Origin of the sequence: Amycolatopsis mediterranei (assembly GCF_026017845.1) — a bacterium.
GTDB lineage: Bacteria > Actinomycetota > Actinomycetes > Mycobacteriales > Pseudonocardiaceae > Amycolatopsis > Amycolatopsis mediterranei.
In genome coordinates this window covers 3627444-3641612 of sequence record NZ_CP100416.1, presented here as the reverse complement: position 1 = coordinate 3641612, position 14169 = coordinate 3627444, and the positions used below count along the sequence as shown (strand labels likewise).

At 73.0% G+C, this 14169-nt stretch carries 12 protein-coding genes; 7 read left to right on the top strand and 5 right to left on the bottom strand.

The window, feature by feature from the left end; translation table 11 throughout:
* Positions 1–222: 222 nt before the first annotated feature.
* Complete coding sequence (locus ISP_RS17180) at positions 223–738, top strand: RNA polymerase sigma factor (RefSeq protein WP_013225037.1); 516 nt, start codon at positions 223–225, stop codon at positions 736–738.
* Positions 739–765: 27 nt separating this feature from the next.
* On the top strand, positions 766–1224 hold the full coding sequence (locus ISP_RS17175) for a peroxiredoxin family protein (protein ID WP_013225036.1): 459 nt from the start codon (positions 766–768) through the stop codon (positions 1222–1224).
* 9 nt (positions 1225–1233) lie between these two features.
* Here the strand turns inward: ISP_RS17175 and ISP_RS17170 are convergent, their stop codons facing one another.
* Positions 1234–2073, bottom strand: a complete 840-nt coding sequence (locus ISP_RS17170) for an LLM class F420-dependent oxidoreductase (protein WP_034284372.1) — start codon at positions 2071–2073, stop codon at positions 1234–1236.
* A gap of 128 nt (positions 2074–2201) precedes the next feature.
* On the opposite strand from ISP_RS17170, the gene ligA reads away from it, so the two are divergent.
* Positions 2202–4193 (top strand): NAD-dependent DNA ligase LigA, encoded by a 1992-nt coding sequence (gene ligA / locus ISP_RS17165; RefSeq protein WP_013225034.1) that lies wholly within the window; start codon positions 2202–2204, stop codon positions 4191–4193.
* A 102-nt stretch (positions 4194–4295) separates the two neighbouring features.
* Complete coding sequence (locus ISP_RS17160; RefSeq protein WP_013225033.1) at positions 4296–4736, top strand: hypothetical protein; 441 nt, start codon at positions 4296–4298, stop codon at positions 4734–4736.
* A gap of 345 nt (positions 4737–5081) precedes the next feature.
* Here the strand turns inward: ISP_RS17160 and ISP_RS17155 are convergent, their stop codons facing one another.
* From ISP_RS17155 to ISP_RS17140, 4 genes are all read right to left on the bottom strand, one after another.
* Positions 5082–7370, bottom strand: coding sequence for an FtsX-like permease family protein (locus ISP_RS17155; protein ID WP_013225032.1), 2289 nt, complete (start codon positions 7368–7370; stop codon positions 5082–5084).
* Positions 7367–8056, bottom strand: a complete 690-nt coding sequence (locus ISP_RS17150; protein ID WP_013225031.1) for an ABC transporter ATP-binding protein — start codon at positions 8054–8056, stop codon at positions 7367–7369. Before ISP_RS17150 ends, ISP_RS17155 begins: the two co-directional genes overlap by 4 nt.
* Entirely contained in the window at positions 8056–8577 is a 522-nt protein-coding gene (locus ISP_RS17145; RefSeq protein ID WP_013225030.1) for a PadR family transcriptional regulator, read from the bottom strand. Before ISP_RS17145 ends, ISP_RS17150 begins: the two co-directional genes overlap by 1 nt.
* 140 nt (positions 8578–8717) lie before the next feature.
* The gene (locus ISP_RS17140; RefSeq protein WP_013225029.1) at positions 8718–9335 is read right to left on the bottom strand and encodes a TetR/AcrR family transcriptional regulator; all 618 of its coding nucleotides are present in this window, start codon (positions 9333–9335) and stop codon (positions 8718–8720) included.
* A 69-nt stretch (positions 9336–9404) separates the two neighbouring features.
* Here ISP_RS17140 and ISP_RS17135 point away from each other — a divergent pair, with 69 nt between their 5' ends.
* The 3 genes from ISP_RS17135 (at position 9405) to ISP_RS17125 (ending at position 14029) form a co-directional block, all read left to right on the top strand.
* Positions 9405–10289 (top strand): NmrA family NAD(P)-binding protein, encoded by an 885-nt coding sequence (locus ISP_RS17135; RefSeq protein WP_013225028.1) that lies wholly within the window; start codon positions 9405–9407, stop codon positions 10287–10289.
* Positions 10290–10517: 228 nt separating this feature from the next.
* Positions 10518–12419: a hypothetical protein gene (locus ISP_RS17130; RefSeq protein WP_013225027.1), complete on the top strand. Its 1902-nt coding sequence runs from the start codon at positions 10518–10520 to the stop codon at positions 12417–12419.
* A gap of 26 nt (positions 12420–12445) precedes the next feature.
* Positions 12446–14029 carry an ABC transporter substrate-binding protein gene (locus tag ISP_RS17125; protein WP_013225026.1) on the top strand — a complete coding sequence of 528 codons (1584 nt, stop codon included), beginning with the start codon at positions 12446–12448 and terminating at the stop codon, positions 14027–14029.
* Positions 14030–14169: the final 140 nt, after the last annotated feature.

Below are 14169 nucleotides of genomic sequence, written 5' to 3'. Positions count from 1 at the left end.
TGCCACGACGCGACGGCCCCGGGCGACGGCTCACCGCCGGCGCCACGCGCCGCGAGCGGGAGGCGGCCCGGAGGCACCCGGCCCCGGACACGCTGAGCGACGAGACCCGCCGCCGGGCCGGGGCCGGCCACCCGCCGGAGCGCCCGCCCGGACCGGCGGTGAATCCTTTCGGGGGGCCGGAGCCTCTTATGGGTGTGGTCACGCCGACAAGGGAGAGATGCGATGGGGTGGGTCAGCGAGCAGCTCGTCGAAGCGGCGCAGGGTGGGGACCTCGAGTCGATCACCGCGGTCGTGCACGGGGCCCATCCGCACGTGCGGCGCTTCGCCGACCACCTCTGCGCGTCGCCGCAGGACGCCGAGGACGCGGCGCAGGAGGCCCTGCTCGTCCTCTACCGCAAGATCGGGTCCCTGCGAGCCTCGGCCGCGCTGGCCTCGTGGATGTTCCGGATCGTCCGGAACGAGTGCCTGCGCCGCGCCCGGCGCCTGCTCGAGGACGCCGCCGACCCCGGCCTCGCCGCCTCGGCCGAAGACGAGGTCCTCAGGCGGCTCGAAGCCGAGCGCGTCGCCGAAGCCATCCGGGCACTGCCGGACGTCCAGCGCCGCGTGCTCGTCATGCGCGACGTCCTCGGGCACCCGGGCCGCACGGTCGCCGGCACGCTCGGGCTGAGCACCGCGGCGATGAAGTCCCACCTGCACCGGGCCCGGACCGCGGTCCGGGCCCGGTTGCACACCGTCTGAAACCCCATCCCCGAAAGGAAGCCCACCGTGCTCGAAGCCGGATCGCCCGCACCGCAGCTGGTGCTGGAAGACACCGACGGGCAGACCGTCCGCCTCCCCGACCACCATGCCGTGCTGCTCTACTTCATGCGGTCGACGACGTGCCCGGTCTGCCGTCGGCACGTCCGTGCCCTCGCCGAGGACGCCGCCACGTTCGAGGCGGCCGGCGTCCGGGTCCTGATCGCCGTCCCCGAAGACCGCGCGACGGCGGCCGCGTGGCGGGCGGAGCACGGGATCCCGTTCCCGGTCCTCACCGGCCGCCGTGACACGCCCCACGAGCTGGTCGGGCTGAGCCGGACCGTCTTCGGCGCGCTGCAGCGGTCCGGCAGCATCCTCGTCGACGCCCGGGGCGTGGTCCGCCACGCGCACAGCGCCGCCCTGCCCACCGGCAGCTACGACCGGGCGGGCATCGCCGCGGCCGTCGCCGCGCTGGGCGCCCCGGCCTGACGCGGCGGTTCAGCGCAGCGGCTCGAGCGCCTTCGCCAGCGGCTCCAGCACGGCCGGGGTGTGCGGCGGCGGCAGGTACACGATCGCCAGGTCCACGCCCGCTTCCCCGAGTGCCGCGGCTTCGGCGGCGACCTTCGCGTAGTCGAGGTCCGGCTCGAGCCGGACGTGCGAGGACAGCGTGATCTCCGCCGGGTCGCGGCCGACGTCCGCGCAGTGGCGGTGCAGGACCTCCCGCTTGCGGGCGAACTCCTCGGGCGGGCCGCCGACGAAGTTCCAGTGCTGGGCGTACTTCGCGGCCGTGCGCAGGGTGCGCTTCTCGCCGCTGCCGCCGATGCAGATCGGCGGGTGCGGCCGCTGGAGGCCCTTCGGCTCGCAGCGGGCGTCGGTCAGCTGGTAGTGCTCGCCGCGGAACGTCGTGGTCTCCTGCGTCAGCAGCCCGACGAGGACCTCGCACGCTTCCTCGAACCGGTCGCTGCGGGCCTTGATCGAGCCCAGCTCCATGCCGTACGCGCCGGACTCCTCTTCGTTCCAGCCGGCGCCGACGCCGATCTCCAGCCGCCCGCCGGAGACGATGTCGAGCGTCGTGGCCATGTTCGCCAGCAACGCGGGGTGGCGGTAGTGGATGCCGCTGACCAGCGTGCCCAGCCGGAGCCGCTTGGTGGCCTGGGCCAGCGCGGTCAGCGTCACCCACCCTTCCAGGCACGGTCCGGTCGGATCGGAGAAGATGGGGTAGAAGTGGTCGAAGGTCCACCCGGACTCGAACAGCTCGATTTCGTCCGCGGCCTGCCAGACGGCGAGCATGTCGGCCCATTCGGTGTTCTGGGGCGAGGTCTTGATGGCGAATCGCATGATCTTCATCGTAAACCTGGAGTTGCTCCGGAACGGGGCTCGCCGGATGGCCGGGCCGGCGCTCCTCGGCGACCCGCGGAACCGGCGGCAGGCGGGTTTTGTCGGGGGTGCCCGGTAACGTCCTCGGCGTGAACGCTCAGGAACGCATCCCGGAACTCGCCGACCGCATCACGGTGCTGCGTGACGCCTACTACCGGGGATCGCCGCTGGTGGCCGACGCGGAGTACGACGCGGTCGAAGACGAGCTGCGGAGCCTGATCGAGGCCCACCCGGAATTCACGCCCGACCCGAACCCCCTCGACCAGGTCGGCGCACCCGCGGTGCTGCACGCGCCGATCCGGCACTCGCGCCCGATGCTGTCACTGGAAAAGGCGACCAAACCCGAGCAGGTCGAGGCGTTCTTCGACCGCTTCCCCGGCCAGCCGGTGGTCGTGATGCCGAAGCTCGACGGCCTGTCGCTGGCCGTCGTCTACGAAAACGGGCGGCTGGCCCGCGCGGTCACCCGCGGCGACGGCACGACCGGCGACGACGTCACGAAGCTCGTGCGCGCCCTGACCGACGGGATCCCCGAGCAGGTCGAGGCGCCGGGCCGCGTCGAGGTCCGCGGCGAGGCCGTCATGCTGCGCTCCACCTTCGCCGCCTACAACACCGCCCACCCGGACAAGCCGCTGATCAACCCGCGCAACGCCGCCGCCGGCACGCTGCGCGCAAAGGACCCCGCGACGGTGGCCGAGCGCCGGCTGCGGTTCTTCGCCTTCGACCTGTACACCGAGCCCGACAGCGCGGAGACCGACCTCGGCAGCGCGCTGCACACGCTCGGCTTCACCGCGGCCGACATGCGGCGGTGCGCCGACGCCGCCGAGGCGCAGAGCGTGATCGGCGAGATCGAGCAGCAGCGCAACGAACTGGACTACGACCTCGACGGTGCCGTGCTGCGGCTGGCGAGCCGCGACGCCTACGCGGCGGCCGGCACCCGGTCGAGCTCACCCCGCGGGGCGCTGGCGTTCAAGTTCGCCGCCGAGGAGAAGACCACCGTGCTGTCCGATGTGGTCTGGGACGTCGGCAAGACCGGCAAGATCGCCCCGGTCGCCTGGCTGGAACCGGTGTTCGTGGGCGGGACCACGGTCACTCGCGCGACCCTGGCCAACCAGGAGGTCATCCGCGCCCGCGGCATCAAGATCGGCGACACCGTGCTGGTGCGCCGCGCGGGCGACGTGATCCCGTTCGTCGCCGGCGTGCTCGACGCCTCGAAGCGCACGGGCGCCGAGCGGGAGATCGTCCCGCCGGAGGTGTGCCCGTCGTGCGGGCAGCCGCTGACCGAGCAGGGCAACAGCCGGGAACTGTTCTGCACCAACGTGTCCTGTCCGGCGCAGACCGTGCGGCGGCTGATCCACTGGGCGTCGCGGGCGGCGGCGGACATCGACGCCATCGGCGGCGTGTGGATCGAACGGCTGGCCGAGGCGGGCATCCTGGAGAATCCCTCGGACTTCTACGGGCTGACGAAGGAAAAGCTGCTCGAGTTCGACCGCATCGGCGAGGTTTCGGCCACCCGGATGATCGAGTCGATCGACGCGAGCCGGGGGGTCGGCCTGCGCCGGGCGCTGATCGGGCTGGCCATCCCGATGGCGTCCGAAGGCACGGCCGCCCGCCTGTGCCGGGCCGGGTTCGGCTCCCTGGAAGACGTCGCGGAGGCGGGCGTCGACGGGCTCGTGGCGGTGGAGGACATCGGGCCGAAGGTCGCCGCGTCGCTGATCGAGCACCTCACCCGGCTGCGCCCCGAGCTCGAACGCCTGCGGAAGGCGGGGGTTTCGCTGGACGTGCGCGAGGAGGACCTCCCGCCGGTCGTCGCGGCGGGCGCGCCGCTGGCGGGCAAGACGGTGGTGGTCACCGGCGCGATCAGCGACCCCCGGTCGGGCGAGAAGGTGCCGCGCCCGACGTTCCAGCGGCTCTGCGAGAGAGCGGGCGCGACCACGGCGACCTCGGTTTCGGCGAGCACGGACCTGCTCATCACCGGCGCCGACGTCGGGGCAAGCAAGCTGACGAAGGCCGAGAAGCACGGCGTCGAGGTCGTCGACCAGGGCGAGATCTGGCAGCAGCTGATCTCGGCGGGCATCGTGTGACCGGCCCGCCGTCTCGCTTCCCGGACGCGGGTCACCCGGTCGTGGAAACCGGCCAGGCGCGACACTGAGCGTGAGTACCCGACTTCGTCCGAAGGGACCGCGATGACCACGTCCGACCTCATGGTCGCCCGCCAGCTCGGCGTGCACGAGTTCCTCACCGCGCGGGGCTGGCTCCTCGACGGCGACAGCGATCCCGCGCGGGTCTGGTTCGCCAACGACGTGCACGCGGGCTGGCACTACCCCGAGACCTACGGCGGCCGGCACATCAACGACGTCGCCGACACCACCCCGGTGCGGCTGCAGAGCTACTTCACGTTCGGCAACGAGGGCGAAGAGGTCTTCGCCCTGGTCCCGGCGGGCAACCTGCGCGGCAGCGGCTGCCCCGAGCACGACACCCGGGAGCAGTTCTTCCCGTTGACCGCGGCGGGTGTCGTGGACCTGGACGAGATCGCCGCGCTGCTCGACACCCTCGAGCCGCGGGCGCGGTCTCTCGACCCGCGGGCGTTGATCGAGTGCCGGTACTTCGGGCCCTGCAAGCGCTGACCCGGCGCCGAGCTTCGCCGACGGCGGGACGCTGCCCCGCCCGAGGGGCGACAGCCGGGAGCCACCACCCCGGCGGCCGGAACCGCCGGGGTGGTGCGCGTCGGGTCCGCTCGCGCAAGACCACGCGCGCTCCCCGGTCCGCGATCACCGCGAGGCCCGCGAGCGGCCGCCCCGGCGCGCCAGGCACCAGCCCAGTGCGGTCGGGCGGCCTGCCCAGCCAAGCGAACGGCCGCCAGAGCGCGCCCGGCACGCGACCCAGGCCGGTCGAGCAGCCCGCCCACCCAAGCGAACGACCGCCAGAGCGCTCCCGGGACGCCAGCCGGAGGTCGGATGGCGTGCCCGGGCTCATTCCGAGCGCAGGGTGTCCAACCGGGTCACCTGGCGCAGCAACGGCATCGTCAGCGCGGTCACCAGCAGGACCGCCAGCACCGTGGTCACCGCCAGCACGAGCAGCACCGGGACGTCGATGGTCATCGGCCGGTCCGCCAGCCGCAGGATCGGCGCGGTCAGCCCGAGCCCCGCCGCGACCGCCAGCACCACGCCGACCACCACCGGAATCCCCGTCTGCCACAGGGCTCCGCGCGCCAGCACGCCGATCGGCACGCCGGCCGCCGACAGCGCCGCGAGCGGCCGGCGCCGTTCGCTGATCTGCTCGATCGACAGCATCAGCAGGCTCATCGCCGCCACCGCCAGCACGAACAGCGACGCGGTGATCAGCACCGCGCGGAAGCTCTCCACCAACCGCTGGTCGCGGGCGCGGAATCCGCCGAGGTAGTCGCTGCTGGTGGCGGTGGCGTTCCACGCGAGCGGCTGGACCGCCCGCGCGACGTCGTCGGTCAGCGCCTGCCGGTCGCCGGTGCCCGACACGTAGACATCGACCGTCGAGTCCGGGAGGGCCAGCCCGCCGAGTGCGCCGGGCGTGACCAGCAGGCTCTGGCCGGATTGCGCCACGCCGCTCGGCTGCACGACCCGGACGATGCCCGGCACCGTCCACTCCGGACCCTTCACCTCCCCGCCGCGGGAAAAGCCCAGCAGCTGCACGGGCCCGGCCGGCGCCGCGCCGCCCGAGGCCGGGGCCAGGTAGAACACGTCGCCGTCGGAGCAGTCGCCGATGTTCGCCTGGGCCTTGAGCGCCAGGCAATCGCCGACCACGCCGTAGTCCCGCTTCTCCCCGGCCCGGAACGCCAGGTTCCGGGCCGGGTGCACGCCGGTCACCCCGGGCGCGGCCGACACCAGCCTGCGGACCTCGGCCTCGTGCGCGGCGGTGGTCTGCACCTGCACCGGGACGGCGGCCACGCCGTCCGGAGTGGACTCCCGGTCGGCACTGCCGAGCGAGGTGATCACACCCTGGATCAGGATCGTGCCGGCCAGCACGACGACCAGGCCGGACACCACCCGGCTGGCGGTGCCGCTGTCCAGCTGCAGCCGCCGGATCGCCAGCTGCCACGACGGCGACCCGCCGTGCAGGCGCGTCACGAGCCGCTCGACCAGCCACGGCAGCAGGGCCGCGACGCCCACGAGCAGGAACACGCTGCCCACCGCGAGGGCCGGCGCGGCGGGACTGTTGCCGTCCCCGCGGTCGAAGGCCAGGGTGGCGGCCAGGCACAGCACGCCGATCGCGGTGAGCGTCCAGCGCCACCACATCCGCCGGCGCACCGGCTTGCCCTGGCGGACCACGCCGAGCGGTTCCACGATCGTGCGGCGCAGCCCGAACAGCGCCGAGCCGACCGCGAGCCCGGGTACCAGCAGCACGATCACCACGACGAGCGGCCAGGTCGGCACGAAGTCCTCCGGGAAGACCCGCAGGCCGAACGGCAGGATGTCGGCGACGAACGTGCGCAGCAGGGCGAAGAACCCGATCCCGGCCGCGAGCCCCAGCACGGCCCCGACCAGCGATTCGGCCGCCGCGATCCGTTTGACCCGCGGGGAGTCCAGGCCGAGCAGCCGCAGCGCGGCGAGCCGGCGTTCCCGTTGCGCCGCACCCATCCGCGAGGCGGTGGTCACGAAGATCAGCAACGGCAGCAGCAGCACCGCGGCGATCGGCGGGATGAGGCCCAGCAAGAGCACCGGCAGGCCGAGCCCGGTGGCGGGGCGGCCGAACGCGTAGACCTTCCTGCCGTCGGTGCCCTCGGCCTCGATCTGCGCGGCCGGCACCCCGTAGTACGCGGTCAGATCGCCCGCGTTGGAGACGCCTTCCCGCGAGATCCGGTCGACGACGCGGCCCGGCAGCTGCGCTTTCAGCGAGCCGCCGTCCGGTCCGGCCAGCCTCGCGGCCAGCTCCGGCGACACGGCGATCTCTCCCGGCGCCGGCAGCCGGCTGAGCCCCGGCGGCACCGGTGAGCTCGCCCCGGTCGCCGCGACCGCGGTGACCTGCACGAATTCCTCACCGACCAACGCGTACCAGTTGTAGGCCAGCAGCGGGGTGACGCCCGCGCGCGGCGCGGTGCTCTGCGCGATCGCCGCCTTCCGCGCCGCCTGCTCGCCGGCCACGTGCTGGACCGCCGCCGCGGACAGCAGCACGGCGACCGCGAGCGCGATCCCGAACGCGGTCATCGCCAGGCGCAGCAGCGCCGCGCCGGACATCCGGCCGCCCCCGACGGCCAGCCGGAGTCCCAGCGCCAGATCCTGCATCATGCGACCAGCTCCCGGTCGACCGTGCGCCCGTCGAGGACCATGATCTCCCGGTCCGAATAGGCGGCGACGCGCGGTTCGTGGGTCACCAGCACGACCGCGGCGTGCGATTCCCGCGCCGCCTCGGTGAGCATCCGCATGACCTTCTCGCCGTTGAGCGAGTCGAGCGCCCCGGTCGGCTCGTCGGCGAAGACCACCTTCGGCCCGGTCACCAGCGCCCGCGCCACCGCGACCCGCTGCGCCTGCCCGCCGGACACGTCGCCGGGGCGGCGCTTGGCCAGCCCGTCGACCTCCAGCCGGGCGAGCCATTCGGCCGCCTTGGCCTCGGCCTGCTTCCGCCGGCTTCCGGTGAGCCGCAGCGGAAGCGCGACGTTCTCGAGGCAGGACAGCTCGGGCACGAGCTGCCCGAACTGGAACACGAAGCCGAAGTCGGTGCGCCGCAACGCACTCCGCCCCTTGTCGCCCATCCCGGCGAGGTCGGCGCCGCGGTAGTCGATGGTGCCCGCGTCCGGCCGGAGGATGCCGGCGAGACAGTGCAGCAGCGTCGACTTGCCGGAACCGGACGCGCCCATGATCGCGAGCACCTCCCCCGCCGAGACGGACAGCGCCGCCCCGTCGAGCGCCCGCGTCGGGCCGAACGACTTGCACAGTCCCTTGCCGACGAGCAACGGCGTTCCCGGCCTGGTCATCAGCGCACCGCCTGTTCGAGTTCGCCGAGGCGCGCGGCGGTCAGCTCCAGCCACCGCAGGTCCGCCTCGAGGTGGAAGAGCGCGTGATCGCAGATCAGCTGATCGGCGAGGTCGCCCCCGTGTTTGCGTTTGGTGAGCGCGCGCATCACATCCAGGTGCTCGCCGCGCTGGACGTTGAGCACGTCGACGGCGCTGCGCCCGGACAGCAGCGCGAGCACCACCTTGGTGTAGAGCGTGTTCTGCAGGTACGGCTGCGGGTTTTCCGGCGTGCGCAGCCACGTCTCGACGTCGGTGACCCCGGCGTCGGTGATGGTGTAGCGCTTCCGGTCCGGCCCGTCCCCGCTCTCGACGCCCGCCACTTCGACCATGCCGTTGCGCAGCAGCCGTGACAACGTCGAATAGACCTGGCCGTAAGCCAGCGGGCGGTCCTGCCCGAACTGCTCGTCGTAGGCCCGTTTCAGGTCGTAGCCGTGCCGCGGGCCGGACTCGAGCAACGCGAGCAACGTATGTGAAATCGACATACCCCTGATCCCCTCCGGACCCCGCGTTCCGGGGCCGCCGATCACTATACTGCAAGAGTATACCCGGCGTGTATACCACCGTAGTATAGATGGTTTCCGCAGCTCAGAGGCAATGTCGTGCTACGGCGTCGGCCGTCGGCTCAGCGGCGCGACCCGAGCACGACGCGGAAGAGCCGGTCGATCCGGTCGAGGTCGGCTTCCGCCGCCGAGCCGGCCTCCGGCGGCAGCTCGTCCACCGGAGCGTCGATCCCGAACAGCAGGCGCGGCAGCGTCGGGTGGAGGACGAGACCGAGCAGTTCGCCCGCCACCGCTTCGGCGTCGCCGGCCGCGAGCCCCAGTTCCGCCACCAGGTGCGCCGCCAGGTCACCGGCCGTGGTCCCGAAGAGGACGTCGTAGAGGCCCGCCGCCAGCTCCGGCAGCCGATCGGCCTCCGCGATCCCGAGCCGGAGCATCCGGGCGACCGAGGACCACCGCACCAGCTGGAGGAAACGCCCGCAGTACCGCACGACCGCCTCCTCCGGGTGCGCGGAGTATTCGGCGGGCGTGCGCATCCGGGCGCCGAAGAGGGCGCGGACGCGCTCGACGACCGCGAGGAACAGCGCGTCCTTGGTCGGGAAGTGCGCGTACAGGGACCGCTTCGACGTTTCCGCGCGCGCCGCGATCGCGTCCATGGAGGTCCGCTCGAAGCCGTCCTCCAGGAAGGCCAGCTTCGCCGCGTCGAGGATGTGCTCGCGTAGCGCTTCCCCGCGTCGGGCCATGGCGTCCACCTCAAAGTATACGGTACAGTCGAGTTTACTTCTGCTTCCCGCTGATCGGAGCCATCATCCATGATTGTGATCACCGCCCCGACCGGGCAGATCGGCAGCAAGCTCGTCGCCACGCTGCTGCGCCACGACGAGCCGGTCCGGGTCGTCGTCCGGGACCCGGGCCGGCTGCCCGCCGAAGTCCGGCAGCGAGCCGAGGTCGTCGTCGGTTCGCACCGCGATCCCGACGTCCTCGACCGGGCCCTCGACGGCGCCGAAGCACTGTTCTGGCTCATGCCGGCGGCCCCGACCGCGAGCAGTCCCTACGAGGCTTACGTGACCGCCTCGATCCCGGGCGCCGACGCCGTCGTGCGCCACGCGGTGCCGCGCGTCGTGATCGTCTCCGCACTCGGGCGCGGATCGCAGATCTACGCCGGCCACGTGTCCGCGTCGCACGCGATGGAGGACCTCTTCCGCAGCACGGGCGCGCACGTGCGCGCCCTGGCCCTGCCCACCTTCATGGACAACGTCCTCCGGCAGGTGGCCTCGATCAGGGAGGGAGAGGTTTCCGGCACCGTGCCCGCCGGGTTCCGGATGCCCTGGATCGCGACGAAGGACATCGCGGCGCTCGCCGCCGGGTACCTTCGCGACCGCACCTGGACCGGGCAGGACTCGGTCGAGGTGCGCGGCGGCGAAGACCTTTCGCACCAGGAAATCGCCGACGTCCTGACCGACGTGCTGGGCACGCCCGTCCGGTTCCGGCGCGGAGACCGCGCAGCGGTCGGGCCGTTCCTCGTCGGCCGCGGGTTCTCCGAGGCGATGGCCCGGTCCGTGGTGGACATGGACCTCGCCGGCGAACGCGGCATCAACAACGCCACGCCGCGCACCCCGGAGAACACCACGCCCACCACCTTCCGCGAGTTCGCCGAAGAATTCGTCAGGCCGGCGGTGCGCGCCACGCAGGAATGACGCGAGGGCCGGGACCGGCCGCACACCGCGGAGGCCGCCCACCCCGGCAGCCATCCGGCAGAACCGGTTACTCCGCGTGCCGGGCACTGCGGCATTCAGGTCATCGGCCCGGCGTTCGGCTGACCTTCGTCAGCTTCGCGCCATTCTTGCCCGCCGACCGGCTCGAAAACGATAAAGTGCCGGTCTTCGCGGGGGAACGGCGAAGTGCGAATGTGTCGAGGGGGACCTATGTTCGTGGGCCGGACGTCGGTCCTGGAGCTGATCGGCGAGCTGACCGAACCGCGCGGGGAAAACGCGCCGGCCGGTCCGCGGCCGGTCCTGATCCTGACCGGCTGCGGCGGTTCCGGGCGGACCGCGATCCTCCAGGAAGCACTGCGGACCTGGCGGGACCGCACGGCTTCCGTGCTGGTCCAGCCGCTGGTGCCGGACGGCGAGCAGACGTCGCTGCGGCCGTTGCTGACCTCGATCATGCTCGGGCTGGGGGTGGGCGTCCCGGGATATCCGGTGACTTTTCCCCGTTCCCTGGTCGCCCAGCTGGCCATCAGCGCGGATTTCGCCGGGCTGCCTCCCGGCGACCAGCTCATCCGGCTGCGGGAACGGCTCAACGAATACAAACGGAAACCCGCGCTCGACAGTTTCCTCACCGCACTGGCCCGTGATTCGTTCGCCCTCGTGCACGTCCAGGTGCCCGGGCTGTCCGAGCTCGTCCCGGGGCTGGCGGCGGAAGTCACCCGGAGCACGCTGAACCGGCTGTACCGCGGGCGCGGGCTGATGCGGCTCTCCTGGGGCGACGCCGTGGACTGGTTCCGGCACCAGGACTTGGACTTCGCCAAGAACCCCGAGACGACGCTGATCGAGCTCAGCGCCCGGGCCAAGAGCGCGGACGCACTGGTCCGCCGCAGCGTGGACGACGTCCTGGTCGGCGCGTTCCTCGCCGACCTGCGCCGCAGCCACGCCCGCGTCCGGGGCCGTCCGCCGCAGATGCTCCTGCTGCTGGACGACGGCGACGTCCCGGAAGCGATGACTTTCGTCCGCTCACTGCTGCGCGTGCGCACCGCGATCGCCGGCAGCCGGCCGACGCCGGAGAACCGGCTGCCGGATCCGCTCACCGTGGTCACCACCAGCGCCGGACCGGCCGCGGCGGGCGCCGTGCCGTGGCCGGGAACCGAGCCGGTGGACGGCCCACGGATGCGGGTCGACGTCACCGACCTGAGTTCCGCCGAGGTGCTCCAGCTGGCCCGCAGCCAGGACTGGACGACGTCGGAACGCACCGCCAGGACGGCGTTCCGGCTCACCCACGGCCACCCGGCCGCGACGGCGTTCGTGCTGCGCCGGCTGGCGGAAAACCCGCGGTTGCTCGACGACCCGGACGCGCTCCTGGACGGCACGGACCCGGACGAGGACGTGCCCGCCGACCGGCACCTGCTGCGGATCTTCGTCCGCGGCCTCGATCCGCAACGGCGGCCGGACGACGCCTCGGTCGAGGCGCTGATCACGCTGGCGGCCGCCCGGACGTGGCAGGAGGCCGGCACGCTCGTCCCCTTGCTGCCCCCGCCCTTCGGCCTCGGCTCGCCGCTCTACACCTCGCCGACGTTGTGGCCCGCCGCCGGCGGCGGTGAACGCCGGCTCCACCCGCTGGCCCGCTACCTCGGCCTCCGGGCACTGGCCACGCGCCCGGACGCGCGGACCGGCTGGGAAGGCGTTTTCCGGCTCCTGCGCGGGAAAACCCACCCGGACGACCGGGCCGGGCGGTGGCACCACGAGCTGATGCTCGGCGGCCGCGCGAAGGTCGCGGACGCACTGGCCGTCCTGCTGCCCGAACTGCCGTCCGCGGAGTGGCTGGCGCTGTTCGACGCCGTGGTCGTCACCCCCGATCCGCGGGTCACCGACCTCGCGGAGATCCAGGGGATCGGCCGGCCACCGACCCCGGCCGGGCACACCGACGCATTGCTCGGCATCGTGCCGGCGCTGGAACGGGACCCGTGCGTGACCCGGCCGGAGGACATCGCCGCCCTGCGGCAGCTCGCCTGGCACGGCTTCCTGAGGCTGGCCGAAAGCGAAGGCGTCGCGGACCGGCAGCCGTTCCTCGAGCGGGCCGACCGCTACTCGGCGGACCGCAACCGGTACTGAACCTCCCTGTTCCGAAAGGATTCGCCGTGCCCTCGCGCTTCCGCTGGACGATCTTCCCCGACCCGAACCGGGATTTCCCGCACCGGTGGACGGACTGGTGGCGGCTGTCCGCCGTGCTCGCCGTCGTCCTCCTGCTGGCGGGCGGCCTGGTCTGGCAGCAGCCGCTGCAGCGGGCGTTCACCTGCGGCTGGTTCGACGGCTCCGCGTGGTCGGCCGGCGACGAGTGCGTGGGGCTCAGCGACGGCTCGTACGACTTCGGCCTCGACCGCTTCTCCGCCGTGCTGCACGTGGTCGAGCAGCAGAACGCCGCCGCCGCGGACAAGTGCGATCCCCAGGGCACCCCGGTGACGGTCGGCGTGCTGCTGACGCTGACCGACCGCAACGCCGGCGGGCGCGCGCTGCACGAGCTCGAGGGCATGGCCGCCGGGCAGCGCCACGCCAACGACACCGGCTGCCTGCACCCGATGCGGCTGGTGGTCGCGAACGTCGGCGCCTACGGGCCGGACAACGAGGCCGTCGAAGTGGCCCGGGCGCTCGCGGACGACCCGGATGTCGTGGCGGTCGCCGGGCTCGGGCTGAGCCGGCAGCGCTCGGCCGAGGTGGCGGACCTGCTGGCGGCGGCGAAGGTCCCGATGGTGTCGGACCTGATCACCGCCGAGGGCTTCGACCAGACCGGGTCCCGCGACGACCAGCCGGACTTCCGCGCGTGCGACCCGGACATCACCTACCCGCGCGGGATCGGGAGGGACTACTTCTACCGCGTCGCCTACCGGAACGCCGTGCAGATCGAGCAGCTCGCCGCGGCGCTGCCCGGCCGCCCGGACTTCCTCATGGTGCCCACCGGCGGCTCCGACCCGTACCCGTGCACCGCGCTGCCGCTGATGCAGCGCCGGTTCGGCGGCAAGATCACCGAGGTCAAGTTCGACGCCGACGAAGCCAGCACGGTCCCGCTGACCGCCCAACGGGTCTGCGGCGCGGCGAAGGACGTCGAAGTGCTCTACATCGCGCGCGGTGGCGACCTGGCCCGGTTCCTCTTCAGCCTCGACGAAGCCTTGGTCGGCGGCCGGTGCGCGGCCGGGTCGGTCACCGTGGTCAGCACGTCCGACGGCCTCCGGGTCCGCTCGCCGGAGGACAACGCGATGCTGGAGGACCTCCGCCTGCGGGCGCTGCGTTCGCCCAGCTTCACCGACGGCCGGATCCGGCTGGTGTCCACACTGGTCTCCGGCGCCGACCGCTTCCGCGGCGACAACCCCGGGTTCCGCGACCTCGAAATGGCGTTCGCCGGCGCCGGCTTCGACGCGACCCACCTCGACGACGGCTGGGCGGTCAACGGCTACGACGCGGTGACCACGATCTCGGCGGCCCTGCGCACGCTCCCGTCGGCGAAGCCGGTCCAGCGCAGCCAGGTCAACACGGCGATCAGCGGGTTCTCTTCGAGTGGCCAGGCGGTGGCGGGCGCCGGCGGGCCGATCACGTTCGACAACAGCGGAAACCGCGCGGACGCGGGTCCCCCGGTGGTCCGGGTCTGCCCGCAGCCCGCCCCGGACGGCGACCGGCCGGCGCGGACCCCGAGCGTGGTCGTCCACCCGGGCACCCCGCCGGACTGCTGACGGCCGACGTCGCGCACAAGACGCGGCCTGCCCGGCGATCCGGTTGCGATTTCCGGGGTGCTCCCCGGCCGGTACCGCCCCTGACGGCCGGATTCTCAGGGTTTTCCCACCACCTCCCAGGATCCGGCCAGGCGCGGGCG

Coding starts and splice junctions, on each gene's coding strand:
- ISP_RS17135 (WP_013225028.1), top strand. CDS start 9,405: ATGATTGTGATCACCGCCCCGACCGGGCAGATCGGCAGCAAGCTCGTC.
- ISP_RS17170 (WP_034284372.1), bottom strand. CDS start 2,073: ATGCGATTCGCCATCAAGACCTCGCCCCAGAACACCGAATGGGCCGAC.
- ISP_RS17145 (WP_013225030.1), bottom strand. CDS start 8,577: ATGTCGATTTCACATACGTTGCTCGCGTTGCTCGAGTCCGGCCCGCGG.
- ISP_RS17160 (WP_013225033.1), top strand. CDS start 4,296: ATGACCACGTCCGACCTCATGGTCGCCCGCCAGCTCGGCGTGCACGAG.
- ISP_RS17130 (WP_013225027.1), top strand. CDS start 10,518: ATGTTCGTGGGCCGGACGTCGGTCCTGGAGCTGATCGGCGAGCTGACC.
- ISP_RS17180 (WP_013225037.1), top strand. CDS start 223: ATGGGGTGGGTCAGCGAGCAGCTCGTCGAAGCGGCGCAGGGTGGGGAC.
- ISP_RS17140 (WP_013225029.1), bottom strand. CDS start 9,335: ATGGCCCGACGCGGGGAAGCGCTACGCGAGCACATCCTCGACGCGGCG.
- ISP_RS17150 (WP_013225031.1), bottom strand. CDS start 8,056: ATGACCAGGCCGGGAACGCCGTTGCTCGTCGGCAAGGGACTGTGCAAG.
- ISP_RS17155 (WP_013225032.1), bottom strand. CDS start 7,370: ATGATGCAGGATCTGGCGCTGGGACTCCGGCTGGCCGTCGGGGGCGGC.